This is a genomic window from Paracidobacterium acidisoli, from assembly GCF_003428625.2.
Taxonomy (GTDB): Bacteria; Acidobacteriota; Terriglobia; order Terriglobales; family Acidobacteriaceae; genus Paracidobacterium; species Paracidobacterium acidisoli.
Genome location: NZ_QVQT02000006.1, coordinates 165377 through 189914, shown reverse-complemented (window position 1 = coordinate 189914; position 24538 = coordinate 165377). Strand labels below are relative to the sequence as shown.

The 24538-nt window shown below is 60.8% G+C and carries 22 protein-coding genes and 1 tRNA gene; 14 read left to right on the top strand and 9 right to left on the bottom strand.

The genetic code is table 11. From position 1 onward, the window contains the following. Window positions 1-26: 26 nt before the first annotated feature. From D0Y96_RS16735 to D0Y96_RS16710, 6 genes are all read right to left on the bottom strand, one after another. Window positions 27-509, bottom strand: coding sequence for a DinB family protein (locus D0Y96_RS16735; RefSeq protein WP_117302197.1), 483 nt, complete (start codon window positions 507-509; stop codon window positions 27-29). 57 nt (window positions 510-566) lie between these two features. After that, the gene (gene murA / locus D0Y96_RS16730; protein WP_117302694.1) at window positions 567-1877 is read right to left on the bottom strand and encodes a UDP-N-acetylglucosamine 1-carboxyvinyltransferase; all 1311 of its coding nucleotides are present in this window, start codon (window positions 1875-1877) and stop codon (window positions 567-569) included. Window positions 1878-1994: 117 nt separating this feature from the next. Beyond that, on the bottom strand, window positions 1995-2390 hold the full coding sequence (locus D0Y96_RS16725; RefSeq protein WP_117302195.1) for a type II toxin-antitoxin system death-on-curing family toxin: 396 nt from the start codon (window positions 2388-2390) through the stop codon (window positions 1995-1997). An 11-nt stretch (window positions 2391-2401) separates the two neighbouring features. After that, window positions 2402-2629, bottom strand: a complete 228-nt coding sequence (locus D0Y96_RS16720; RefSeq protein ID WP_117302193.1) for an AbrB/MazE/SpoVT family DNA-binding domain-containing protein — start codon at window positions 2627-2629, stop codon at window positions 2402-2404. Window positions 2630-2763: 134 nt separating this feature from the next. Next, the gene (gene murQ / locus D0Y96_RS16715; protein WP_117302692.1) at window positions 2764-3732 is read right to left on the bottom strand and encodes an N-acetylmuramic acid 6-phosphate etherase; all 969 of its coding nucleotides are present in this window, start codon (window positions 3730-3732) and stop codon (window positions 2764-2766) included. A gap of 113 nt (window positions 3733-3845) precedes the next feature. Then, complete coding sequence (locus D0Y96_RS16710) at window positions 3846-4973, bottom strand: serine hydrolase domain-containing protein (protein ID WP_117302190.1); 1128 nt, start codon at window positions 4971-4973, stop codon at window positions 3846-3848. Window positions 4974-5873: 900 nt separating this feature from the next. On the opposite strand from D0Y96_RS16710, the gene D0Y96_RS16705 reads away from it, so the two are divergent. The 8 genes from D0Y96_RS16705 (at window position 5874) to D0Y96_RS16670 (ending at window position 15896) form a co-directional block, all read left to right on the top strand. Further along, window positions 5874-6734, top strand: a complete 861-nt coding sequence (locus tag D0Y96_RS16705; RefSeq protein ID WP_147325107.1) for a TrbI/VirB10 family protein — start codon at window positions 5874-5876, stop codon at window positions 6732-6734. Window positions 6735-7134: 400 nt separating this feature from the next. After that, complete coding sequence (locus D0Y96_RS16700; RefSeq protein ID WP_147325106.1) at window positions 7135-7773, top strand: hypothetical protein; 639 nt, start codon at window positions 7135-7137, stop codon at window positions 7771-7773. Window positions 7774-8134: 361 nt separating this feature from the next. Continuing rightward, on the top strand, window positions 8135-8692 hold the full coding sequence (lepB, locus tag D0Y96_RS16695; RefSeq protein WP_117302180.1) for a signal peptidase I: 558 nt from the start codon (window positions 8135-8137) through the stop codon (window positions 8690-8692). A 448-nt stretch (window positions 8693-9140) separates the two neighbouring features. Further along, complete coding sequence (locus D0Y96_RS16690; RefSeq protein WP_252263874.1) at window positions 9141-10007, top strand: hydroxypyruvate isomerase family protein; 867 nt, start codon at window positions 9141-9143, stop codon at window positions 10005-10007. Between the two features lie 255 nt (window positions 10008-10262). Continuing rightward, a complete protein-coding gene (locus D0Y96_RS16685; protein ID WP_117302176.1) occupies window positions 10263-12794 on the top strand; it encodes a transglycosylase SLT domain-containing protein in 2532 nt (843 codons plus the stop codon). 818 nt (window positions 12795-13612) lie between these two features. Then, window positions 13613-13906: a type II toxin-antitoxin system RelE/ParE family toxin gene (locus D0Y96_RS16680; RefSeq protein ID WP_117302174.1), complete on the top strand. Its 294-nt coding sequence runs from the start codon at window positions 13613-13615 to the stop codon at window positions 13904-13906. Then, the gene (locus tag D0Y96_RS16675) at window positions 13903-14208 is read left to right on the top strand and encodes an addiction module antidote protein (RefSeq protein WP_117302172.1); all 306 of its coding nucleotides are present in this window, start codon (window positions 13903-13905) and stop codon (window positions 14206-14208) included. The genes D0Y96_RS16680 and D0Y96_RS16675 overlap by 4 nt, the downstream gene beginning before the upstream one ends. A 593-nt stretch (window positions 14209-14801) precedes the next feature. Next, the gene (locus D0Y96_RS16670; protein WP_117302170.1) at window positions 14802-15896 is read left to right on the top strand and encodes a DegT/DnrJ/EryC1/StrS family aminotransferase; all 1095 of its coding nucleotides are present in this window, start codon (window positions 14802-14804) and stop codon (window positions 15894-15896) included. A gap of 22 nt (window positions 15897-15918) precedes the next feature. On the opposite strand, the gene D0Y96_RS16665 is transcribed toward D0Y96_RS16670, so the two are convergent. Together D0Y96_RS16665 and D0Y96_RS16660 are read right to left on the bottom strand one after the other, a co-directional pair. Then, window positions 15919-16728: a glycoside hydrolase family 32 protein gene (locus tag D0Y96_RS16665; protein WP_147325105.1), complete on the bottom strand. Its 810-nt coding sequence runs from the start codon at window positions 16726-16728 to the stop codon at window positions 15919-15921. After that, window positions 16626-17408, bottom strand: coding sequence for a glycoside hydrolase family 32 protein (locus tag D0Y96_RS16660; protein WP_158562449.1), 783 nt, complete (start codon window positions 17406-17408; stop codon window positions 16626-16628). The genes D0Y96_RS16665 and D0Y96_RS16660 overlap by 103 nt, the downstream gene beginning before the upstream one ends. A gap of 208 nt (window positions 17409-17616) precedes the next feature. Here D0Y96_RS16660 and D0Y96_RS16655 point away from each other — a divergent pair, with 208 nt between their 5' ends. From D0Y96_RS16655 to D0Y96_RS16640, 4 genes are all read left to right on the top strand, one after another. Further along, the gene (locus D0Y96_RS16655; protein ID WP_158562448.1) at window positions 17617-18117 is read left to right on the top strand and encodes a MerR family transcriptional regulator; all 501 of its coding nucleotides are present in this window, start codon (window positions 17617-17619) and stop codon (window positions 18115-18117) included. A gap of 116 nt (window positions 18118-18233) precedes the next feature. Next, a complete protein-coding gene (locus D0Y96_RS16650; RefSeq protein WP_117302162.1) occupies window positions 18234-18497 on the top strand; it encodes a hypothetical protein in 264 nt (87 codons plus the stop codon). A 289-nt stretch (window positions 18498-18786) separates the two neighbouring features. Then, window positions 18787-18875, top strand: a tRNA-Leu gene (locus D0Y96_RS16645). A 203-nt stretch (window positions 18876-19078) separates the two neighbouring features. Beyond that, on the top strand, window positions 19079-19261 hold the full coding sequence (locus tag D0Y96_RS16640) for a hypothetical protein (protein WP_147325104.1): 183 nt from the start codon (window positions 19079-19081) through the stop codon (window positions 19259-19261). Window positions 19262-19449: 188 nt separating this feature from the next. Here the strand turns inward: D0Y96_RS16640 and D0Y96_RS16635 are convergent, their stop codons facing one another. After that, window positions 19450-19938 (bottom strand): hypothetical protein, encoded by a 489-nt coding sequence (locus D0Y96_RS16635; RefSeq protein WP_147325103.1) that lies wholly within the window; start codon window positions 19936-19938, stop codon window positions 19450-19452. Window positions 19939-20078: 140 nt separating this feature from the next. On the opposite strand from D0Y96_RS16635, the gene D0Y96_RS16630 reads away from it, so the two are divergent. Both D0Y96_RS16630 and D0Y96_RS16625 read left to right on the top strand, forming a co-directional pair. Further along, window positions 20079-20549 (top strand): lipocalin-like domain-containing protein, encoded by a 471-nt coding sequence (locus tag D0Y96_RS16630; protein WP_199480411.1) that lies wholly within the window; start codon window positions 20079-20081, stop codon window positions 20547-20549. Between the two features lie 385 nt (window positions 20550-20934). Beyond that, on the top strand, window positions 20935-24483 hold the full coding sequence (locus D0Y96_RS16625) for a TonB-dependent receptor (RefSeq protein ID WP_158562447.1): 3549 nt from the start codon (window positions 20935-20937) through the stop codon (window positions 24481-24483). Window positions 24484-24538: the final 55 nt, after the last annotated feature.

The window sequence follows — 24538 nt, the reverse complement described above, 5'->3', positions numbered from 1 at the left end:
ATATGAATTAACGCGTAAGCGTCGCGCTACGGCTTCCAGATGCCAAGCTGCTGCCGCAGCGCGACAATCTCACCCGTGTGGTAGCTGGTGTGGTCGCCGGCCAGCAGCACTTCGCGCAGTATGGTCTGTCCATCGCCCCAGGGAATCGCCGCATACAGATTCGTCTGCGGATTGCGGATCAGCTTCTCGAACTCCGCCAGGTCCGCTTTGAGCGCGCGGATCGAGGCGTGCCATTCCTCCGCGCCCGCCGGTCCGTCCTCCGCCGGCCAGTAGTCGTCCGGCCACTTCAGCGCGACGTACTTCGGGTTCACGGAAAAATCCAGCAGATCGTGCAGCGCAATGCGGATATGCTCCAGTTGCTGCCATGCGCTGTGCGCCGCGCCCTCCGGCTTCGTGCCGTAATGGTGCGCGGGGAAGTGATCGAGAGCGGTATTCAGGTCTGCGTGCGCACTGCCGCCGCGCATAAATTCGATCAGCGTGTCACGCACCACAGTATTTTCGGCAGGCATAAGACCCTCCTGCTTCGATCGGATGCGATCGAGCGGAGATTTGACTCCCGAATTCGATTAATTTGCTTCCACAGCCACCGGCTCGCGGCGATCGCTGAACACGTTGCCCATCCGCCGGATCTGCGCGCCCACGCCGCGCAGCTTTTCTTCGATATGCTCGTAGCCGCGATCCATATGGTACACGCGATCCAGAATCGACTCGCCATCGGCCACCAGCGCCGCCAGCACCAGCGAGGCCGAAGCCCGCAGGTCCGAGCACATCACCGCCGTCGCCGACAGCGGCGTTTTGCCGCGCACCGTCGCCGAGCGGCCATCCACGCGGATGTTCGCGCCCATCCGCACCAGCTCCTGCACGTGCATGAAGCGGTTCTCGAAGATATTCTCGGTCACTACCGAAGCGCCTTCGGCCTGCGTGGCCAGCGCCATGTACTGCGCCTGCATATCGGTCGGAAAGCCCGGATACTCTTCCGTCGAAATATCCACCGCCTTCAGACGGCCTTCGCTGCGCACGCGAATCTGGTCCTTACCCAGAACGTCGATGCGCGCCCCGGCCTCCTGCAGTCTGCCGATCACCGCTCCCAGATGCGACGGATTGCAGCTCGCCACGCACAGGTCGCCGCCCGTGATCGCGCCCGCCACCAGAAACGTTCCCGCCTCGATGCGGTCGGGATTGATCCTGTGCCGCGCGCCGTGCAGCTTCTCCACGCCCTGCACGCGAATCGTCGATGTGCCCGCGCCCTCGATCTTCGCGCCCATCGCCGTCAGCAGCGCCGCCAGATCGGTCACCTCTGGCTCGCGCGCGCAGTTTTCAAGAATCGTCTCACCCTCGGCCAGCACCGCCGCCATCAGAAGGTCCTCGGTGCCGGTCACGGTGATCTTGTCGAAATGGATCGCCGCGCCCTTCAGCCGCTCGGCGCGGGCTTCGATGTACCCATGCTCGTAGGTGATGGTGGCGCCCATCGTCTCGAGGCCCTTGATGTGCAGATCGATCGGCCGCCCGCCGATCGCGCATCCGCCCGGCATCGCCACGCGCGCCAGCCCCGTCCGCGCAACAAGAGGTCCGAGCACCAGCGACGACGCGCGCATTGTCTTCACGATCTCGTACTTCGCCACAGGGTCTGAGAGCACGCGGCAGCTGATCGTCGTGCGATGCTGCGCCCGCCCATAGCCCAGTTCGACCTCCGCGCCCATCGAGACCAGCAGCTTCCGCTCCGTCTCAATATCCTGCACCTGCGGAATATTCTCGAGAACCACCTCGTCCTCAGTCAGAATGGCTGCCGCCATGCAGGGAAGCGCCGAATTCTTCGCGCCGCTCACGCGAATCGTGCCGATCAGCGGATTGCCGCCTCGAATAACGAATTTATCCATATACGATTTCCGGCAGAACCATCCGGCCGAGGCCGTAACCACCCTGCGGAAGTGCTCCTTTAAAGCAGTAGTGTAAATCCGCAGACTGTGGGGAAGCGGGTGCCTGCGAAGGTACGCTTACTCCTCCGCAGGCGCGGAGTGGTCTTCAAACCATGCCGTGAGTTGATCTTCCGTCACCTGCCCCGCGGCAAGGTCGTAGATCACGAAATAGGCCTCTTCCTGCGTGGCCGTCATGGCCAGACCGTTCATCGCCAGAAAAGTGAACGATGTGACCATCGCAGTCCGCTTGTTGCCGTCAACGAACGGATGGTTCTTCGCGATTCCGAACGCCAGAGACGCGGCCAGCCGGTGCAGAGAAGGAGCCTCGCTCGCATAAGCCGCAACATTCTGCGGCCGCGCCAGAGCGGATTCCAGCAATCCCTCATCGCGTATCCCGTCCGACCCTCCGTGAACCGAGAGCTGTCTGCGATGAATCGCCAGTGCTTCTTCCTTTGTGATCCAGAAAATGTCCATAAAGAATCGGCCTACTCAGCAAGACGGCGAAGCGTATCGCGATACTGCCGCATGACCTTATCCGCAGCCTGCATCGTCTTCATGAATTTCTCGTCATACGGAGTGAGCTGCACCCCATCCGGAGTATCCGTTACACAAAGGATGTCGCCTTTTTCAATCTGCAGCTTTTCCAGAATTTCCTTCGGCAGCACGATCCCCACAGAGTTCCCGACCGTCGTTACCTTCACCGTAGTTGCCATAAAACACCTCCAGGAGTGGTCGCCGTAAAGCGCACCTGAATTATAACCATGATTATAACAAAGCCGCGCCAAATCCCGCCAAAACAGTAAAGGCGCAGCCGAAGCCGCGCCTCATAAAGAGAAGGAAAGAAAGCTCAGATCTCGGCAGCGGTGTCTTCAATCGCCAGGCGCACATTGCCGCCCGAGCGGGCCAGCCGCCGTACCGCTTCCGGCTTGTCCACGCCGGCCTTCAGCATCACCAGAGCCACCGGCACGCTGCGCCCTGCCGACTTGATCACCTGCACCGCCTCGTCGCGGCTTATGCTGCAGGCGCGCATCAGAATGCCGATACCGCGCTCGATCAGCTTCGAGTTCTGCATGTGTACGTTCACCATCAGGTTCTCGTACACATAGCCCAGACGCGTCATCGCGCCCGTCGTGATCATGTTGGTGATCATCTTCTGAGCGCTCGCCGCCTTCATGCGCGTCGAGCCTGAGATGACCTCCGGGCCGACCTCGGCCACAATGGCAATATCGGCGGCTCCGGCCAGCGGCGTGTTCGGGTTGCAGGTAATGCAGGCCGTCTTCGCGCCGCGCGCGCGGGCGTATGCCACCGCGGCCACCACGTAGGGAGTGCGTCCGCTGGCGGAAAGCCCGATCACCACATCCTTGCGCGTAGGCCGGCGGCGCGCGATGTCCCGCTGCCCCAGCTCTTCTGAATCCTCATTGACCTCGACCGGTGAAGCCAGGGCCTTCGGTCCGCCTGCCATCAGGTACTGCACCGTCTGCGGCGCGTTCGAGAAATAGGGAGGGCACTCACACGCATCGAGCGCGGCAATCCGTCCGCTCGATCCCGCGCCGACATAGATCAGCCGTCCACCGTCGCGCAGGCTGTGCGCCACCGCGTCGATCACCAAAGCGATCTCGGGCAGCGATTTCTTCACCGCCGCGGCGACCTTCTGATCTTCATGATTAATGATGCGGGCAATCTCAAGAGCAGATTTGGTATCGAAACCCTGAGAAGCTTCGTTCATGCTCTCAGTAAGCAGATCGTGAAGACTGGTTGTTGGTCTTGCGGGCCCGTCTGCAGATACTTCGGCCTGAGGGGTCAGTGTGGTTGCCATCTTTGTTTTGTTCCCCGGAACGAACACCATATTCTAACGCGTTGTGGCGGCATATGCATGTGAATTCTGAGGAGGTAGAAATGATTTGCAGATGCGCGCTTTGAGCAAAAGGTTTACCGCGTCAGTGCTTCGATCACCGCGTCGTGAAAGGCCGGACGAACTCTCTGAATCTCTTTGCTCGCGCGGTCCGGCCAGGTGCGATTCGTCAGCAGCACCACCGCCGCTCCGCGCTCCGGATCGATCCACAGCGATGTTCCCGCATAGCCCAGATGCCCGATCGAGCGCGCGCTGAAATACCGTCCTGAAGAAGAAGGAGCCGTCGGCGTGTCCCATCCCAGCGCCCGGCTCGTGCCCTCCGGCTCCGTCTGCCGCGTTGCAAAGAGCCGCACCGTCTCTGCGCGAAAAAGCGGCTGCCCTCGTCCCGAGCGTCCCTCGGCCAGCACGCATCCGGCAAAGCACAGCACGTCGAGCGCGTGCGCAAACACGCCCGCATGTCCGGCCGCTCCGCCCAGCGCCGCGCAGTTCTCATCCTGCACCTCGCCCTGAATCACGCGCTGCCGCCACACCGCATCGTCTTCGGTCGGCGGAATAAACGGCCGCCACTCTTCCGGCGGACAAAAGCGCATGCTGTCCAGACCCAGCGGCTCAAAGATCGCCCGCGTGCAGAAGCGCGCCAGCAGATCGCCCGACAAAATCTCGATCGCCTTGCCCAGCAGAAGAAACCCCAGGTCCGAGTACTCCATCCGCTCGCCAGGCTGCGCCTCGAGCGGCATCCGCAGGCAGGCGCGCAGCATCCCCTCCGGTGTCGCATGCTTCTCGAACAGCCGCGCATATCCCGGCAGGCCCGACGAGTGCGCCAGCAGCATCCGCAGCGTCACGCGCTCCTTGCCGCTGCCCGGCTCCATGCCGATCACAAAGCCCGGCAGAATATCACCCAGCCGCGCATCGAGGTGCAGAATGCCGCGGTCATACAGCAGCATCGCCGCCGCCGTCGTTGCCACCACTTTGGTCACGCTCGCCAGGTCGAAGACCGTTCCCGGTGCCACCTGCGGCGAGTTCTCCGTGTAGGTAAAGCGTCCGGCAGCATCCAGCGCAACAATCTCGCCGTTGTGCCACACGCCCCACGACGCGCCAGGAAAGGCCCGCCGTGCAATGGCCTCTTCGATCACCGCGCGCGCCGCCGCAAAACGCTCTCGTCCGGCAGCAGCCGATTCCGGAACAGCGACCACCGGTGGCGGCATGGGCCTATTCCTCCCGTCAGGCAGGGAACTGGTCCGCGCGCCTGAGTCCTGTTAGTGTGACCACCGTTATCTGAATTGTCAAAGAAGGGAGCAGCCGCCGTGGTTCGGTCTGCATTGTTATGTTGGAAGAACCAGAGTGCCCCACCTTCGCGAACCGGGTCCCCGGCGAACAAAGTTCGCTGGGGTCGAGAAGCTAAGGTGGGAAGGCGGGTGCCCCATAGCCTGTCCTGAGCGGAGCCGAAGGGTCCGTCTTTTCGGACATGGGAGTGGAAACCTGTCATCCGAATTCCACTTATGTCATCCCTTTCCCCTTGTCATCCCGGCACTCCTTTGTCATCCCGAGCGAAGCCGAGGGATCTGCGTTTGCTTCTCATGAATTGGGTGTTCGCAGAATCCGGGTGCCCCACCTTCGCGAACCGGGGTCCCCGGCGCACGTGGTGTTCGTGCGCTGGGGTGGAGAAGCTAAGGTGGGAAGCGTCATCGTTTTGTATCAGGGCACGGCTTCAGCCGTGCCGAACAAATCTCAAAAAGTAAAGGGCTTCAGCCCCTGTGCGACTCAGCCACAGAATACTTCTCGTCTCGCGTCAGCGAGACCCGGTAGAAGCACCGGGCTTTTAGCCCGGTGAAAGAGGCAAAAGAAAAGGGGCTTCAGCCCCGGCTCCGCCAAAATCACCAGGGTGCCCCATGTCCGGACTTTCGGACAGGGGAAGGAAAAGCTCTGCGTTTCACCCCTTCACGCAAGGAAGGCCGAAGCAGAAAGAAAGTATCGGCGCAACTGATATCCTGAACCCGGAAGAGGCGCTTACCGCTCCGCAGAGCTAACGCGATCCTCCCCGCTTCGTCTATTCAGCAAGCCTCCCCCAGCCCATCGATCATGCCGGTTTCGAAGGACGGTTGCAGATGAACAGAGAACTCAGCTCATTCCGGTTGCGCATCGCCGCGCCAGGCCTCGTACTCGGGCTCGTCATCGCGGGCGGCATGGTCACCGGCGCCGATGCCCAGCAGTCCTCTGCGCCGCAGACGGCTCCCGCGCAGACCCCCGCAGCGGCCGATGCGCCGGCTGCCGCAATCGAGGTGCCCGCCGGAACGAAGGTCCTGCTCGCTCTGCACAGCGGCATCGACACGAAGTCGGCGCAGCCCGGTGACAGTGTCTACCTCGCCTCCACCTTTCCTGTCGTCGTCGACAACCGCGTCGCCATCCCCGCCGGCGTCTACGTGCAGGGCGTGATCGACAAGGTGGTGCGCCCCGGCCGCGTTCACGGACGCGCCGAGGTGCAGATGCATTTCACCACCATCATCTTTCCCAATGGATCGGTCGTCTCCATCCCCGGCGTCATCAACGCGCTCCCCGGCTCGACCGACGCCAGAGTGAAGAACGACGAGGGAGCCGTCGAAAAATCCAGCGGCGCGCACATCGATCCCGGCGCCGTCGCCACCGGAGCCGCTACCGGAGCCGGTGTCGGCACCCTCGCCGGAGCCGCCGCCGATCATCCCTTCTCCGGCCTCGGCTATGGAGCCCTCGCCGGTGCCGCGGGCGGCGCTCTCTACTCGCTCTTTACGCACAACAACGACCTCACCCTCGAACAGGGCCAGACCGTCGAAATGGTTCTGCAGCGCCCGCTGAAGCTCGATGCGGCCAACCTCGCCGGCATCACCGGCCCCGGTCCCGTCCCGTCTCCGGAGAGCGATCTGCAGCGTCCGATGGCCAGGCCCGCGCGCTCGCACATGCTGTGCCCCCTGGGTACTTTGGGCTGCGTGTAACACCTTCGAGTCATTACTGTTATCTCCGCAAAAAGGTACCGTCGGGGCTGTTGACGGCGCCGGGCATCTGAGAGAATGAAGCTCGTGCAGCAATGCATAAACTGAAGCAAGCAGAGCCGGACAGTTGTGTCCACCGCAGGCCCCGGTTCAGCGCAGATGCGCAGTCCGCTCTATTCAGTCATAGCAGCCCCGCCTCCCCCGCCGTGGCTATGAGGAGCTCCCCATGCAGTTACAGGCAGGTTTGTTGATCGCCGGTTCACTTTTGATCGGCAGCTCGTTGATTCCCTGCGCACAGGCCCAGACCCCCAACAGTGCCCCCTCGGCAGCTACCGCTGCGGAGAATTCGGCCTCAGCGCCCGCACAGTCCTCCGACATCATCGAGGTTCCCGAAGGAACCAAAATGTTGCTTTCCCTTCAGACGGCGATCGATACCCGCACGGCAAAAGCCGGTGATCCCGTCTATCTGCAGTCCACTTTCCCGGTCATGGTCAACGGTCGTCTGGCCATTCCTCCGGGTGCCTTCGTTCAGGGTGTTGTGAATAAGGTTGTGAGACCCGGCCGCGTCCACGGACGCGCTGCCGTGAGCCTCTATTTCACCAGCATCATCTTTCAGAACGGCTCGCAGGTCTTTATCCCCGGCAACGTCGATCGCGTCCCCGGCTCCGGCGGCCCCATGGTCAAAGGGTCGGAAGGCACAATCGAACAGTCCGGCGGAAGAGGCAATGATGCCGCCAATATCGGCAAAACCACCGTGGGCGGTGCTTCCATCGGCGCGCTTGCCGGAGCCGCATCGGGCGGCAATCTCGCCGCCGGTACCGGATACGGTGCCGCAGCCGGAGCAGCCGCCGGCCTCGTCTATACGATGTTCACCCGGGGCAAGGACATTGTTCTTCCCCAGGGACAGTCGATAGAGATGGTCCTGCAGCGTCCGCTTAGCGTCAGGGTCTCCGACGTCGTTGCGCCGAGCGATCCCCGGCGGATGACTCCGGTTGCCATGCCTCTGCCACCGCAGTCGCAGCCGCTGCCTAAGCCGGAATAAGCGGCTCCCGTACGGCAAATGGCCCGGCTCCCGCAGCCGGGCCGAAGTTTTGTCCGCATCCCCGATAGTGGGTCTGTCTGAATGGCACGGGCTTTCTGCGTGAAGAATATCGGCTTCACAGTGAATGGCATGGGCTTCAGGCAGCGTCTGACGAACCGGTTGGGGCAAAGTTTTGTATCAGGGCACGACTTCAGTCGTGCCATACGCTGCCGAAAATATCTCCGGGCTTCAGCCCCTGAGGGATGATTTTCTGCATCCCCTTACAGCCGCCATAAAAGGGAAGCGATCCGGATACAATATATTCAGGTAACAGTTCAGAGATGCCGTATCGCAGCATGCACCAGGAGATCCTCGTTCAGGGATGAGCTCTCCGTCCGATCCTCTTTCGCCCCGCCCCGTCGAATCCACCGCACGGCACATTCGCCTCTGGCTGCGCGATGTCATCGTCTCCATTGCCGTCTCGTTCCTGATCATCACTTTTCTCTATCAGCCGGTGCGCGTCGAAGGCACCAGCATGCTGCCCGAGCTGCGCGATCACGACCGCCTCTTCATCAACAAATTCGTCTATCACTTTGAAAGCGTCTCCCGCGGCGACGTCGTCGTCTTCCACTATCCGCGCGATCCGCAGAAGAGCTACATCAAGCGCATCATCGCTCTGCCCGGCGACACCATCCGCATCGACGACGGCCACGTCTACGTCAACGACATCCGTCTCAGCGAGCCTTACGTGCCAAAGCCCTTCCGCGACACCCGTTCCATGGGCGAGATGACCATCCCCGCCAGGCAATACTTCGTCATGGGCGATCACCGCTCCATCTCGAGCGACAGCCGCGACTTCGGCCCCGTCGAGCGCAGCCTCATCTACGGCAAGGCCGAGTTCATCTACTGGCCCGCCGACAACATGGGCGTCATCCGCTAAATAACCTTATCAGTCCGCAAACCAGGTGCCCCATGTCCGGCTTTTCGGACAAGGGAATAAAAACTCCTTCCTTGTCACCCGAATCTTCCCATGTCATCCCGAGCCCTTACTGTTGTCATCCCGAGCGAAGTCGAGGGATCTGCATTTGCTTTTTATGAGGTGAGTATTCGCAGAATCCGGGTGCCTCACCTTCGCGCAGCTAAGGTGGGAATGCCCGGTGCCTCACCTTCGCGACCGGGCTCCCCTGCGCACGTGGTGTTCGTGCGCAGGAGTGGAAAAGCTAAGGTGGGAATCAAAAGCTCCTTGTCATCCCGACCGAAGTGAGCGCCGTCAGGCGATCACGAAGCCGAGGGATCTGCATTTCCTGATTTCAGAATCCGCCTCTTTTTCTCCCCTTCTATGAAACCGCTTCCATTCCCTCCTCTGCGCGGTGTATACAAACAGAGAAATGATGCCAGGCTCTCGTCGTTCGTTCCTGAAGATGAGCGCAGCCGCTTCTGTGGCTGCCGCTCTGCCCGGCTCCGCAGCTTCTCTGCCGGACACCCCAACCCCCCGCAAGGGTCGCATCCATCAGTCCGCCTGCCGCTGGTGCTATAAAGACACGCCGCTCGACCAGCTCTGCCAGTGGGGCGTGCAGATCGGCCTCAAAGGCATTGACCTGCTCGAGATCAATGAGTTCGACGTGCCCCGCCGTTACGGCCTCGTCTGCTCCATGGGCTACGCCGGCGGCGGAACCATCCCCGACGCGCTCAACCGCCTCGAGCACCACGCGGACATCGAGGCCGCCTTCCGCAAAAACATTCCCATCGCCGCCAAAGCGGGAGTGCCCAACGTCATCACCTTTTCCGGCACCCGCCGCGGCATGTCCGACGAGGAAGGCGCAAAGAACACCATCATCGGCCTCAACCGCGTGAAGAAGATCGCCGAAGACAACGGGGTCACCATCTGCCTCGAGCTGCTCAACAGCAAGGTCAACCATCCCGACTACATGGCCGACCATACCGCGTGGGGTGTCGGCGTCATGCAGGAGGTCAACTCCCCCAACGTGAAGCTGCTCTACGACATCTACCACATGCAGATCATGGAGGGGGACCTGATCGACACCATCCGTAAGAACATCGCCTGGCTCGGCCACTTCCACACCGGCGGCGTTCCCGGCCGTCACGAGCTCGACGATACGCAGGAGATCCAGTGGCCGCCCGTCATGCGCGCCATCGCCGACGCCGGCTTCACCGGCTACGTCGCGCACGAGTTCCTGCCCACGCGCGATCCGCTCACCAGCCTGCGCCAGGCCGTCGACCTTTGCGACATATAGGTCTCTGCGACGTGTAGCCCTCTGCGGCGTGCAGATCGGTGCAACCCATATAGCCCTCTGCACCTCATCGCTGTATCCACACTCTCTGTTCCCGCGTTCGCGCGCGGGAGCAGGGGTGTACAACTATGAAACTTTTGTTTTGCTTCTGCGTTCTTCTTCTGCAGCAGGGCGGCTCTTTCGTCTTACAGTGATAAGAAGAGGGAGCCGGCCTTGCAGCACAGCACCAGAGCGCGGAAACACGGGGCGCGGAACGAGATGTCAGCGCAGCAACAGGGATCAGCAGGGAACCGCGAAGCGCATCGCACAACGCATCGCCCGGCATATCGCGGATACCGCCTCATCGCCGCAGCCGTCTTTGCTTCCATGCTGGCAGCGCTCCTGCTGCTCCCGGCCTCGGCCTTCGGACAGCCGCAAACCGCGTCTTCCTCCACGCGAAAGCACACCGCCGCGCATCACGCGCACACTGCCGCGGCCAGACACGCCGCATCGTCAAAGACCGCTTCCGCAAAAAGCGCATCGGCCAGAAAGTCGAAGACCGCCTCCGCGCATCGCGGCACCGCGCATCGTGCCGAAGTCTCAACGCGCACCCGCCGCAGCCGCGCCCGCCGTCACCATCTCACCGCGAAGGAGCTGGCGAAGAGCCATCGCCTCCAGAGCGCCTTCGTCGCCTCCTCGCAGCTTCGTCCCATGGCGCAGCAGCTCGCGCAGATGCGCACCCCTGCGGCCTATCACGGCGTCTCCGCCTGGGCGCACGCGCATACCGGAGAAGCCGCCGCCGCGGCGTACCTCGCCCTCGGCCACGCCTATCTGCTCGACAAAAACTTCCCCGAAGCCATCGCCGCTTTCCACTCCGCCGATGCCGCCGGCCACTCCCTCGACGACTACGCCGACTACCTCACCGCGCAGGCCTATCTGCAGAGCAACCAGTCCGCCGGCGCCGAGGCCGTCCTCTCCGGCTTCGACAGCAAACATCCCGACAGCATCTTCGTAAACAGCGTGCCCGTGCTCGAAGCCAACCTCTTCCTGCAGGAAGGCGATCCGCAGTCCGCGCTCAAAGTGCTCAACGCGCACCGCTCCGATCCTCTCGCCGGACACGCCGACTACCAGCTCGCGCTCGCCAAAGCCCAGCTCATGGCCGGCAACGCCGCGCAGGCCGGGCAGGGCTTCCGCCACGTCTGGCTCGACTATCCGCTCAGCCTCGAAGCTGGCGTCGCGCACACCCAGCTCGCCTCTTCCGGCATCCTTGCCACGCTTCCCGTCACCGAGCGCCGCCGCCACGCCGACGCGCTCTACGCCGCGCATCGCTACAGCGACGCGGGCGACGAATACCGCGCCCTCGCCAACGACTCCTCGCTCTCCTCCGCCGACCGCAACACGCTGCTCGTCGCCGCCGCCTCCTGCGACTGGAAGCTCAATCGCCTCAAAAAGAGCGAGCTCGACAACCTCCCCGACAGCAATGATGAGGCCGGCGCGCGCCGCCTCTACCTGCTCATGGAGCTGGCCCGCGACAAAGACGACGGCGACACCCAGCGCTCCCTCGTCACGCAGATGGAGACGCGCTTCCCCCAGAGCCCCTGGCTCGCCGAAGCCCTCTACTCCAGCGGCAACATGTATCTGCTGCGCAAGGACTATCCCAGCGCCATCGGATACTACGGCGAGCTGGCCAAACGCTTCCCGCGCTCCTGCGAGCCCACGCCCTCAGCCGACTGCTCCAACTACTCGCCCAGCAGCCACTGGCGCGCCGGCTGGCTCAACTACCGCATCGGGCAATACTCTGAGGCCGCCCGCCTCTTCGACGAGCAGATCCGCTACTACGCCGGCGGCAAAGAGATCCCTTCCGCGCTCTACTGGCGCGCCCGCATCTATCAGGATCAGGAGCACAACCCGGCCCTCGCCGCCGAGTACTACCGCACCGTCATCCGGCTCTATCCCCACTACTACTACGCCACCATCGCGCAGGACCGCCTCCGCGAGCTCGGCCAGGTAACGCCCGAGCCCGTCGCCGCGCTCGACGCCCTCCAGCCCGACTCCATTCCTGAGCTCACCGACGATGTGCCCAACGACGATCCGCACGTCGTCAAGGCCCGCCTGCTCGCCAACGCCGGACTCAACGAATACATCGCGCCCGAGATCCAGGCGGCCGACGGCAGCCATGAATGGGGAGCCTTCGCCGAGGCCGAAATCTACGCCTCCTACGGCGAATCCTGGCGCGCCATGCGTCTGCTCAAGCGCGCCATCCCGTTCTATACCTCAGCGCCCATCGAGGCCATTCCCGTCGCCTACTGGCGCATCCTCTTCCCGCAGTCCTACTGGTCCGACATTCGCGCCCAGGCGGAGAAGAACGGTCTCGATCCTTATATGGTGGCCTCGCTCATTCGTCAGGAGACCGAGTTCAACCCCGGTGCCGTCTCCGGCAAAAGCGCCTACGGCCTCATGCAGCTTCTGCCCTCCGTCGGCCGCTCCATGGCCAAAGAGGAGGGCATCCATCACTTCCGCACCACCGATCTCCTTGACCCGGAGACCAACATCCGCCTCGGCACCCTCTATCTCCGCCAGACCCTCGACAAATTCGGCGGCCATCCCGAATACGCCTTCGCTGCCTACAACGCCGGCGACAACCGCGTCGAGGACTGGCAAACCATCGGCACCTACCACGGCATGGACGAGTTCGTGGAATCCATCCCCTTCACCGAAACCCGCGAGTACGTCCAGGCCATCCTCCGCAACGAGGAGATCTACCGCGAGCTAGACAAGATGACATCCCAGCAGGCCTCCCTCACGCGATAGGTCGTACCGCCGCGCACAGGCTGCCAAACCCCCGGCAGATATTTTTTAGGTTGAAATTTTATTAGCCTAACTTCTTGCATTCGTCGCAGCGGTCTTTGCCCCCGGTGCCCTCTTGCCGATGCCACGACTTAATTTCTTTGCCGTATTTGCAGTCATCGTGATCGTGATATACGTTCCGATGGGTTGGTGGATACTCCATAGACGAGGTGTTATACGCAGGCACTTTAGACACTAATATCTCCTTTCTTAAACTTTAATAGCGTAGGTCCGGATGATATTATCGTCAACCTGTTTTTATTGAATCTATGCTGCTGTTCTATAAAAACAGAATATACGCTGTATACATCTTTTCTAGTTAGATCGAGATATATCAAAATATGTCGGGTGCGTTCCGATGATCCAAATCATAGCTAACTCAAAAACAATCAATATTATTCGGTGAATTGTCTTTAACGGCTTATATGCTGAAATCGAAGACTTTCCGGGTGCCCCATGTCCGTTCGTTCGGACATGGGACATGAAAGATTTTGGGTATGAGCAGGAAACCCCCTTTTCCCTTGTCATCCCGACCGGAGTAGCTGCCGTTAGGCAGCTACGCAGCGGAGGATCTGCATTCCTTCGATACCAATCGCGAGCCATCAAGTCCCCGAGCACTGCGCCGCGCGGAAACTGACTCATCTTCATTGGTTTGCGTGGGAAGGGCACGGCTTCAGCCGTGCCGGAACGGCGAAAAATAAGCCGGGGCTTCAGCCCTGAGGGAAGGATTTTCCGCAAACGGCTGCGCTCTCATTGTAGCCTATAGGCTACAATGTAATCCTGTGATCGAAATTCGGGAGACTGACAGGTTCTCTGTCTGGTTGCGGGGGCTTCGCGACGCTCAGGCCAGAGCGAGAATCGCAGCGCGAATCCGGCGGCTGGCGTTCGGAAATCCCGGCGATGTGAAGCCGGTTGGTGACGGTGTCAGCGAGCTGCGTATTCACTACGGGCCGGGATACCGGGTGTACTTCATCCAGCGGGGAACGGTGTTGATAGTCCTGCTTTGTGGTGGAGACAAGAGCACACAGGACAAAGACATTGAGGCAGCGAAACGGCTGGCGAAGGAGACGGAATGAGTGAAGCAAAGACAAAACCGTTCGATCCGGCAGAGTACCTTGACGACAGCGAGTCCATTGCCGCGTACATGAGTGATGCGCTGGAGAGCGAAGACCCTGCCTTTGTGGCGGATGCGCTTGGAGTCGTGGCGCGGGCGCGCGGCATGAGTGAGGTTGCGCGGGAAGCCGGAGTATCGCGGGAAAGCCTCTATCGCTCTCTGAGCACAGACGGCAACCCGGAGTTTGCTACAGTCCTGCGAGTCATACGGGCTTTAGGGCTGCAGCTCTCCGTGACTCCCGTACGGCGGGGAAAAATTGCCTGAATCGGATTGCCGGCTGATTGCAGACTGAGGCAGGCGATGACGTGCGGGATTTTTAAAACCTTTATTGAACATCTGCGAGCAGGAAAACCCATCCCTTTGTCATCCCGACCGGAGTAGCTGCCGTCAGGCGGCTACGCAACCGGGGTCCCTACGGACAGGTCTTCGTCCGTGGGGTGGAGAGCGAAGGGATCTGCATTTCGTCGATCCCAGTTGTGAGCTGTCAATCTTCAGAACCCTGCGCCGCGCAGAAACTGACTCGCCTTCAGCCACTTCCCGCTTCAGAAAAGCTGGCATGAAATTTCCCATGCTCCACTAATCTGAAAAGAGGAGCGGATCGCACCGAAGTGCCGCTTTGCATGGGAAGAGCACGGCTTCAGCCGCCGAGGGATGGTCTTCTGCCCCCTCTCTTTAAAATCAGCAGTTTACGAAGGGATAACCGAGGTAACTCATGGATAAACCATTGAAATAAGACAGTTTACGGACACCCCTCCCAATAAAAACACACATCATTGCAGAACCTCTGCGTCTCTCTGTGCGAACCCTCGCTTCGCGGCATTCGGACCCCGGACGGGAATGAGCGAAAATGGAAGACGATGGATTTCGTCGATCTCAAAGCGCAGTACCACCTTCTGAAGCACCGCATCGATGCCCGCATCCAGGCCGTTCTCGACCATGGCCGCTTCATCCTCGGCCCTGAAGTCGCCGAGCTCGAGGAGAAGCTCGCCGCCCGCATCGGCGCGAAGTACGCCATCGCCTGCGCCAGCGGCACCGACGCGCTGCTCCTCGCCATGATGGCCCTCGGCATCGGCCCCGGCGATGAGGTCGTGACCTCGCCCTTCACCTTCTTCGCCACCGGCGAAATGATCTCGCTTCTCGGCGCCGTCCCCGTCTTCGCCGACATCGATCCGGTCACCTGGAACATCGAGCCCTCGGCCATCGAGGCCGTCATCACGCCGCGCACCCGCGCCATCATGCCCGTCAGCCTCTACGGCCAGTGCCCGGACATGGACGCCGTCAACGCCATCGCCGAACGCCATCGCCTCGCCGTCATCGAAGACGCCGCGCAGAGCTTCGGCGGGCTGTATAAAGGACGCCACTCCGGCAGCCTCAGCACCATCGGCTGCACCAGCTTCTTTCCCTCCAAGCCCCTCGGCTGCTACGGCGACGGCGGAGCCTGCTTCACCAGCGACGACACCCTCGCCACCGCCCTCCGCCAGCTCCACAATCATGGGCAGGACCGCCGCTACCACCACACCCGCATCGGCATCAACGGCCGCCTCGACACGCTCCAGGCCGCCATCCTGCTCGCGAAGCTCGAAGCCTTCGACGACGAGCTGATCGCTCGCTCTGAAGCCGCCGACCGCTACTCCACTCTTTTGCAGGACGTCCTGCAGCCCCCGCGTCTTCTGCCCGGATACACCAGCGCCTGGGCGCAGTACACGATTGAAGTCGATCACCGCGACGCCGTTCAGGATTCGATGCAAAAGGCCGGCATCCCTACCGCCGTGCACTATCCCGTGCCGCTGCACCTGCAGCCTGTTTATGCATCGCTCGGTCTGAAGCAGGGAAGCTTCCCGCACGCCGAGCGCGCCGGCGAGCGCGTGCTCAGCCTGCCCATGCACCCCTACCTCACGCCGCAGGCCATCGAAGAGGTCGTGGCCGCGCTCAGGCAGGCGCTCGCATCATAGCTGTCGTGATCGGGAGTGTTCTCTAACCAGGCGTCGTCAGGCGGTTGCTCGAGATCGGACGCACCTTCCACGCGCTCGCCGTCACGCCCGGCCCTTCGATCCGCGCCGTCAGCTCTGCGGCGCCGCTACCCGCGCCGTAAAACCGCGCGGTATAACCGGTGCGCTCGCCCAGAATCATCTCGGCAACCGAAGCGTCGAGAAACAGATGCAGCCGCGGCGTCTCATCCTGGCTGAGCGCAATCTCTCTGCCATTGGCAGAGAACGCATGCCGGTCGGGCAGCCAGGAGATCTTCAGCACCTCTGTGCCATTTGCCACTGTCGTCAGCACAAAATCGAACCCCGCCGCCGCCGCTCCGCTGCACTCCATCTCGCCATTCGCCTCCGGAAAGCGGATGCTGACCGCGCCGGGAGATTCGACCGTCGGCAGCGCCTCGCCGCGCAGCTCGTTCAGCGCGGGCAGCATCTTCATGCGCAGCGTTCCATCCGCATCGAGATGCAGGACCCGCGGAAGGCTCATCACCCCCGCCCATCCTGCCGCGCTGTATTCCGCCTCCGGACGCCTCTCCGGAATCCATCCCCACAGAATCCGCTGCCCCGTCTCGCCCAGCTGCGTCTTCGGCGCATAGTACGCGCCCACATCCAGTTCCCCCGTCTTTGCGGAATGAAAGAGCATCGTACTGGTATCGAGCCTTCCGCTCTGCCAGAAGACCTTTCCCGCCGTCGACCAGATCAGTACATGGCCGCCATCCAGCGCAAAGAACTCCGGGCACTCCCACATCTCGCCCGACGCCACCGGATTCGCCGCTTCCTTCCGGTCAGCTTGTGCAGCCACGTCCAGTGCTTCAGATCGCGCGAGCGGTAGAGCAGCACGCAGCCGCCCTGCTTCACCATCCCCGAGCCGACCGTCATGTAATACCAGCCGTCCTGCTTCCATATCGAAGGATCGCGAAATCCCGTGACGTTCATCCCCGCAGGAGGCGCGGCAATCACCGGCTCCGGCAGCTTGGTCCAGTGAATCAGCTCCGGATCGTCGGAGTACGCCAGGCACTGCGACTCGCGAATCGTCGAGTGCTCATCGTGCAGCGTCGCCTTCTCCGGAGTGCTCTGCACCGTGCCGGTGTAAATGGCGTACACGCGGCGATCCACGGCAAAGCATGAGCCGGTGAAGACGCCGTACGCATCCGGGCCGCCCGGCGTCGGCGTCATCGCCACCGGCAGATGCGTCCAGTGCATCATGTCCGGACTCACCGCATGCGCCCAGCTCATATCGCCCCACACCGCCGCGTGCGGATTGTACTGGCAGAACATGTGGTAGCGCCTGTTAAACCATATCGGCCCGTTGGGATCGTTCATCCAGTTCGCCGCGGGCATCAGATGAAACTGCGGCCGCATCGGATCGGCGGCCAGCTTCGCTTCAGAAGCCGTTTCTCCCTGCGGCGGCATCGAATGACCGAGCACCGCCGCAGCCGTCACCGACGTGGCCAGCGAGAGAAAGACCCTTCGCGTCGTCAAAAAGTTCAAATCCATTTCCTCGGCTGCGGCTGCAACCCTATACCGGCGCAGGCCTGTTCACAAGCTGTTTTTCCTCGTCTCATGCCCGATTCACAATGAACCATCGCGAACAACACATTTCCATAACAACGGATTGACACACCGCTCTCCGCCAGCAAAAATGAGCTCAAACATTTCCGAAGCGAAATGTTTTGAGACGCCGCCCGCAATGACTGAATCTGGATTCAGCTCGAGCGAGGTAACTGCGCTGACCGGCATCACCGCACGTCAGCTGCAGTGGTGGGACGAGCGCCGCATCGTCGTTCCCGCGCGAAAGGGCCGCCTGCGCGTTTATTCCGCGGAGGATCTCATCGACATCCTGGTTATTGAAGAGCTGCGCCGCCGCCGCATCTCGCTCCAGCAGGTGCGCCGCGTGCTGCGCTTCCTCGCAAAGGAGATTCACGCCCGCTTCGCCGATCTCGTGCAGGACGGGCGCGATCACCATCTCCTGCTCGATGGCCGCCGCATCTATCTCCGTTCGGAATCCGATCAGGTCGTCGACCTGATGCGCAGCGTAAAACAGCCGATGTTGCTGGTATGCCTCACCGATGCAGTGAGACGGCTGCGCATTGATCTGAGCGATATTCTGGCGCGCCGTGGCGAACGAAAGCCCGCCGCCTTCAGCCACCGTTCCGAGAGGAGGTCCGCAAAACCGCCGGCCACAGCCTGATATCTGCCAGGCTCAAAAGCTTTCCGGCGCTCAGAGAACATTGCAGTCGTTGGTCCTGCCCATCCCCGGAGGGCCGGACTTTATCCGCAGCGTACGTGACACATAAGGAGATTGGCATGCAGGAAGAACTTCAGTTGCTTGAGGCGTGGATACCGGAGCAAATGGAACCAGGAACGCTTTTTGTCCTCGAGAATGCCGGAACGATGGGCGATGCCCGCAATCCTTATGTCGCTGTGCTGGCCTGCCCCAGCTGCGGAGCGCTCGGACTGATCACGCGCGCGCAGTACATCGGCCAGCAGTCGATGATTTGCGGCGGCGATACCTGCTCAGCCGAATACTATTTGCACGACGACGATATCGAATACCGCCAGCCGCACTGATCCGGTTCCGTGAGCTGAATACGGATTGCGCCCATTGCGCACTCATTGTCCATGCGGCGCCGGTGTGTCATAACACAGCACGGGCAGTGCAGTGTGCGGATGCTCGTGGATGGTTATCGTGGACACGAAAGGCCTGCAGCTCCTGTCAGGGGTTGCAGGCCTTACTGCTGACGGGCGGGCTTTCGGTCCCGCAGGCGATGCCATAAGATAGATCTGACCCTCTGAACAGAAGACAGATCGTCTGCAGAGCCGGGCAGACGATTGCAGGAACAGAGCAGGGTTTCCGCCCGCCCGGATGGCGAAATCGGCAGACGCAGCGGACTTAAAATCCGCGGGCCCGAAAGGGCTGTGGGGGTTCAAGTCCCCCTCCGGGCACCAATGGCAATCGATGACTCGCCTGGTCAACAGCTCTCGCGCAGGGTCGCCCGCACAAATCCAGGGTGTGACCCTTGATCGCTGCAGCTCACTGGACTGGCAGGGTCAGGCATTGCTGCGACGCTCTGCAGCCATAAGCCACGGCCATTTTGATTCCTGCCTGGGACCAGATGCGGGAGCTATCTCTTTGAGCGGAAGATATCGATGTGGACAGCGCCAGCCGCGCATACGACAACTCATGCGATCCGCTATGGAAGAAAACAGAGACCTCGAAGATAAAACCTGATGAATCCAGCCGTACAGCCCTGATGATCGCCTGGCAGCGAGCTGCGCATCAGGTGCTCGATCACGGCTTAATTCTCCATGTTTGCCATGAAGATTCTGCGTGAAGACGAAAAGAACGTGCTTCAGTTTTGTGCCATCGAAGACATCAGTTTCCAGGAGATCACATCCAGGTTCGGCCACGCCGTTCAGGGACTCGCATCCGGACACGCCGCCCTTCATCTTGTCCACGCCAGGCACTAATGGAACGCAGCGGCTGTATTGCATTCAACCTGCGCTTCTGGGCTGTTCGTTTCTACAGAGAGCTTTCCGAGGGCGTGAATGGCGCAGGGCAATCCTCTTTGTCCAGACCCATAATCCGTCCCAGTCGTTTGCGAAGAGGACGTGTCACCCACAAGTCAGGCACCTTGCGGTAATACTTGCTCAAAGCATTCTCCACGATAGACGACGCCTCGGGAGAGCTGTGAATCTCCGGCAGCATCGCCTCCAGATCGTTCAGTCGGTGATTTAACGCAAACAGAAGCAATCCGGCTTTGATGATGCCCGGAATATATCCCACGATCGGAATCAGGGAAGCGGTACTCAGCGCGACCCCATCCCATCGCCTCTGCTTTATATCGTAGGTAATGGCCGCGACCGCGCCGGCCTCGCCTGCAAATCCCGGCATCAGCGACGCTATCCCCAGCATCGTTCTGATCAAAAGCGGGTCGAGTGCTTCAACCTGGATTTTCAGAGATTCAGGGAGCGCGTCACCGCTACCGAGTCTGAAATATTCGGGTGGCATGCTCTTTAGCTTAGGGTACATTTGTGGTTTTTACTACCGCCGTGACGAGAGCAGAATGCACATAGTCACGAGCGCAGAGCGCAGAATGGAGCGGCCATCGGTCTGGTCGCGACCGGCGAAGTATTAAGGAGGACCCAGGCATGAAAAAGCGCATTTCAATCAGCATGGCTTTCCTGATGATGGCCACAGTCTCCTTGTCCCTGGCCCACGCACGCCGAAAGCAGGCGGCCTCGGGCAGTGACCGCGCCGCACTGACTGGAGCCTGGCGGCTGGTATCGCTCGAACAGCCTGCCGCGGATGGAATCCTTCACCGCGTGAACTGTTCCGGGCTGCTCGTCTACACGAGTGACGGCCATATGTCCGTGCAGGTGATGGATGCCGATCCGGCCGCGGGCGCCTCCTCATACTCTCGGGGCGGCTATGAGGCGAGCTTCGGCACCTTCGACCTCGACCAGAACGGGCACACATTCACCTTCCATGTTGAGGGCGCTCTCGTTCGCACACTGGTCGGCCAGGATCTGTTGCGCGCGTATGAGCTGAACGGCAGACAGCTCACGGTGAAATCGACTAATCCCGGCGAGCACTGGCGGGTCGTCTGGGAGCGTGACTGATTCCGAAACCGCAGCGCCGTGACTGAGACCGCGCTGTGCCGCGACATATCGAGCCGCCGGCTGAACAGCCGATGATTGCCGTCCTCACCGCGACACGCATTCCAGTGCGCGCTTACCCGCGCCACGGTCGATATCCCACTCCTCCCATACATCGAATTTCTGCGCCCGATAAAGCCGCCTTTATCGGGCTCCTGTGCGCTGCGGCATCGCTTGCGCATGAAGGAGAAGCATCGCCTCTCGTCCAGGGCATTTGCCATAGAAGGGCGCACGGCATTAGCCACATGACAACCATTTGAAAAGGTAATGGAATGGGAAACCAAATGATTGTGCAGGCTTTATGGCATACGAACATCCTGAAGCCGTGAATACCAGGGGGAATGATTCCATGAAGTTATTTTTGAGAGGCCTCACCGCTCTGACCTTATGTACGCTCGTCGTTTTCGGCACAGGCATCGCCAGAGCCGACATTACCGGAACCATCTCCGGAATCGTGACTGACCCGAGCGGCGCGGTCATTCCGGGAGCGACCGTCGTGGCCACGGCCGCGTCCACGAACGTACAGCACACCACCGTCACCGATGGCCGCGGCTTCTATGCGTTTCCCACGCTTTCGGTCGACCACTATACGATTTCGCTGACCCAGTCGGGATATGACAAATTCGAGCTGCAGGACGTCATCATCAACGCGAACTCCGCCGTCCGCGTCGACATCACTCTCAAGCTCGGACAGGTGACGAACACCGTATCGGTCAAAGACAATGCGGTGCACGTCGAGACCGAGAGCACCCAGATGGGTCAGGTCATCGACGGCCCCAAGATCACGGCCATGCCGCTCAATGGCCGGTCATTTATCGATCTCCTCGCCCTGCAGCCCGGTGTGTCGCCTTATCAGGGCAACGACACCTCCTCCGGCGTCGGCGCATCGACGCTCTCCGGCGATCAGACAAACGGCACGCAGTCGGTCAACGGTGGCCGCGTCGAAGCGAACGGCTTCATGGTGAACGGCGCAGACGCGGAAGAGGGTGTCCATAACGGCGCAGCGATGATCCCGAACGCCGATTCCATCGCGCAGTTCCGCATCATCACCAACAACTTCAACGCCGAGTACGGAAACTTCAGCGGCGGTCAGATCAACGTCGTCACAAAGTCCGGCACCAACCAGTTCCACGGAGAGGCATTCGACTTTCTGCGCAACACCGACCTCGACGCGGCGAATTACTTTTCCGCGCGTGGCGTATACATTCAGAACCAGTTCGGCGGCACCTTTGGCGGGCCAGTTCTGAAAAATAAGCTCTTCTTTTTTGCAGACTACCAGGGCACGCGCCAGATCATCGGTGCCACGCAGAACTTTCCCGTACCATCGTTTGACGAGCGTAACGGCAATCTGAACAACCCCACGGACATAGGAGCTTTATCCGCCTCAGACCCGGCGAACGGAGGACAGGGCGTCGTCGGTTCCTACTGGGCCGGCGTGCTCAGCCAGAAACTGGGATACACCGTCACCGCAGGCGAGCCTTATTACACGACGGGATGCACGACTTCTTCGCAGTGCGTCTTTCCAAACGCTCAGATTCCTCAGAGCGCATGGTCGTCCGTCGCCGTAAATACTCTGAAATACATTCCTGTGTCGAACACATCCTCGCCGAACGGCCCTCTTTATGAAACGTCCGCATTCAACGGACGCCTGAAGGATGACAAGGGTGGATTTCGCATGGATGCGACCACACCCTACGGCGCGCTCTTCGGCTATTACTTCATCGACAAATTCAAGACGATCAATCCGTACGATCAGGGAATCAATATTCCCGGGTTTGACGATCAGAACACCGGCCAGACGCAGATGTACAACTTCGGCCTCACCACAACCATCGGTCCGAATCTTGTGAACGATATCCGGCTGGTCTATCTCCGGGACGTCAACTTTACCGGTGTGCCGGTGCAGGGCACGGGAGTATCTCTAAGCTCATTAGGCTTCAACACTCCCTGGAACCCAACCGGCGGCATCAGCAACATCACATCGCAGCTTGCCGGTGTGCCCTCGTTCTTCTTCAACAATTACCAGTTCGGGCTCGCGCAGGACACGCTGCGGCAGTACAACAATACGGTGCAGCTGATCGACAATGTCATCAAGGTGGCGGGAACCCACACGATCCAGTTCGGCATCGACGTGCATTATGACCAGATCAACGAGCGGAATTTCGACGACCCTAACGGAGCCTTCGGATTCAACGGCTCTGAAACGGGCCTCGACTTCGCCGACTATCTGATCGGCGCGACGAACAATTTCACGCAGGCAAGCCAGCAGCTTCTCGACTCGCGCGCCGGCTATTATGGCGGCTACGTGCAGGACTCCTGGCGGGCTTCGCGCCAGCTTACCGTCAATTATGGACTGCGCTACGAGGTCATGACACCCTGGTATGACACGCAGAACAAGCTGGAGACGGTCGTGGCCGGCGAGCAGTCGAAAGCATTTCCCGGAGCTCCCACCGGGCTGGTCGTGCCCGGCGATCCCGGCATTCCGCGCACGCTTTCTCCGATCAAATACACCAACTTCGCTCCGCGCATTGGATTTGCGTATTCGCCTGACCTGGCCAGCGGGTTCCTGAGCAAAATCTTCGGTACCAGCGGCAAGAGCAGCATTCGCGCCGGATACGGCATCTTCTACAGCGCCATTCAGAACGCGACCGGATTCGTGGAAGTGGGCGACGCGCCTTACGGCCTGTACTACTCCTCTCCGGTTCCTCCGCTGCTCGACTCGCCCTTTATCGATCGCGCAACCGGCAACAACGAGGGAATCAAATTCCCCTTCACCTTCCCGGCGACCAATGTCTCTCCCAAAAATCCCGATACGACCTTCAACTGGGTGCAGGCTACGCCGATCTCCGGTGCGGACTACTTCTATTCCCATAACGTGATTCCCTACGTGCAGGAGTTCAATCTCTCGCTGCAGCGGCAGCTTGGAAGCGCGACTGTCCTGTCCGTAAGCTATGTGGGCAACGTCGGCCGTCACCTGCTTACCTTTGAAGAGTCGAACCCAGCGAACCCCGCTCTCTGCCTGCAGCTGAATGCAGCGGCCGTCGCCCCCAATACGCTGACATGCGGCCCCAACCAGGAAGACAGTGTCTTCACGCTGGCGAACGGGACGACAGTAAACGGAACGCGCCCGACCTTCGGCATCAACTTCGGCAGCAATCCGTATATGAAGACGGCCGTCAGCTCCAGCTTCAACTCTCTGCAGATCAGCGTCGAGCACAATGAGAAATACGCAAATTTCCTCATCGGTTATACGCTGGAGAAATCCATCGACAATGGTTCGACGGCGTTCGATGCAACCAATCCCTACAATCCCGCGCTCAGCCGTGCCCTGTCGGTCTTCAACGTGCCGCAGGACCTGGTGGCCAGCTACACCGTGCAGCTGCCATTCAACAACCTCACCGGCAAAGGAGCTCTCTCCACTCGGGTCGCCGGAGGGTGGTCCATCTCCGGTGTGTCGACCTTCGCCAGCGGCCAGCCGGTGCAGTTGGCTGAGTCCGATGACAACTCGCTTACCGGAACCTTCAATGACACGATCGACGAGCCCAGCTATGCCAATAACGGCAGCAAACTGTTCGTGAATCGCAACCCGCGCAGCCAGCAGCCATATTTCAACCCGAATTACTTTGTGCCCGAACCACTCGGTCAGGTAGGTAACGCGATGCGGCGGTACTTCTCCGGCCCTGGAATTCTGAACTCCGATATGGCTCTCGAGAAAGAGACGAAGATCATGGAAAATCAGAGCCTGAATTTCCGTGCCGAAGCCTTCAACGTCTTCAACCACGCGCAGTTTAATAACCCCAATGGCCAGGTCGACAACACAGGAGCAAATGGTTTTGGCTATACGCTCTCAACCAGAGATCCCCGCATCATGCAGGTCGCTCTGAAGTACGTCTTCTAAGCGAAACAGGTACGGATGTGTCCGGCGCACCTCTGGCTGTCATCTCCAGTCAGGC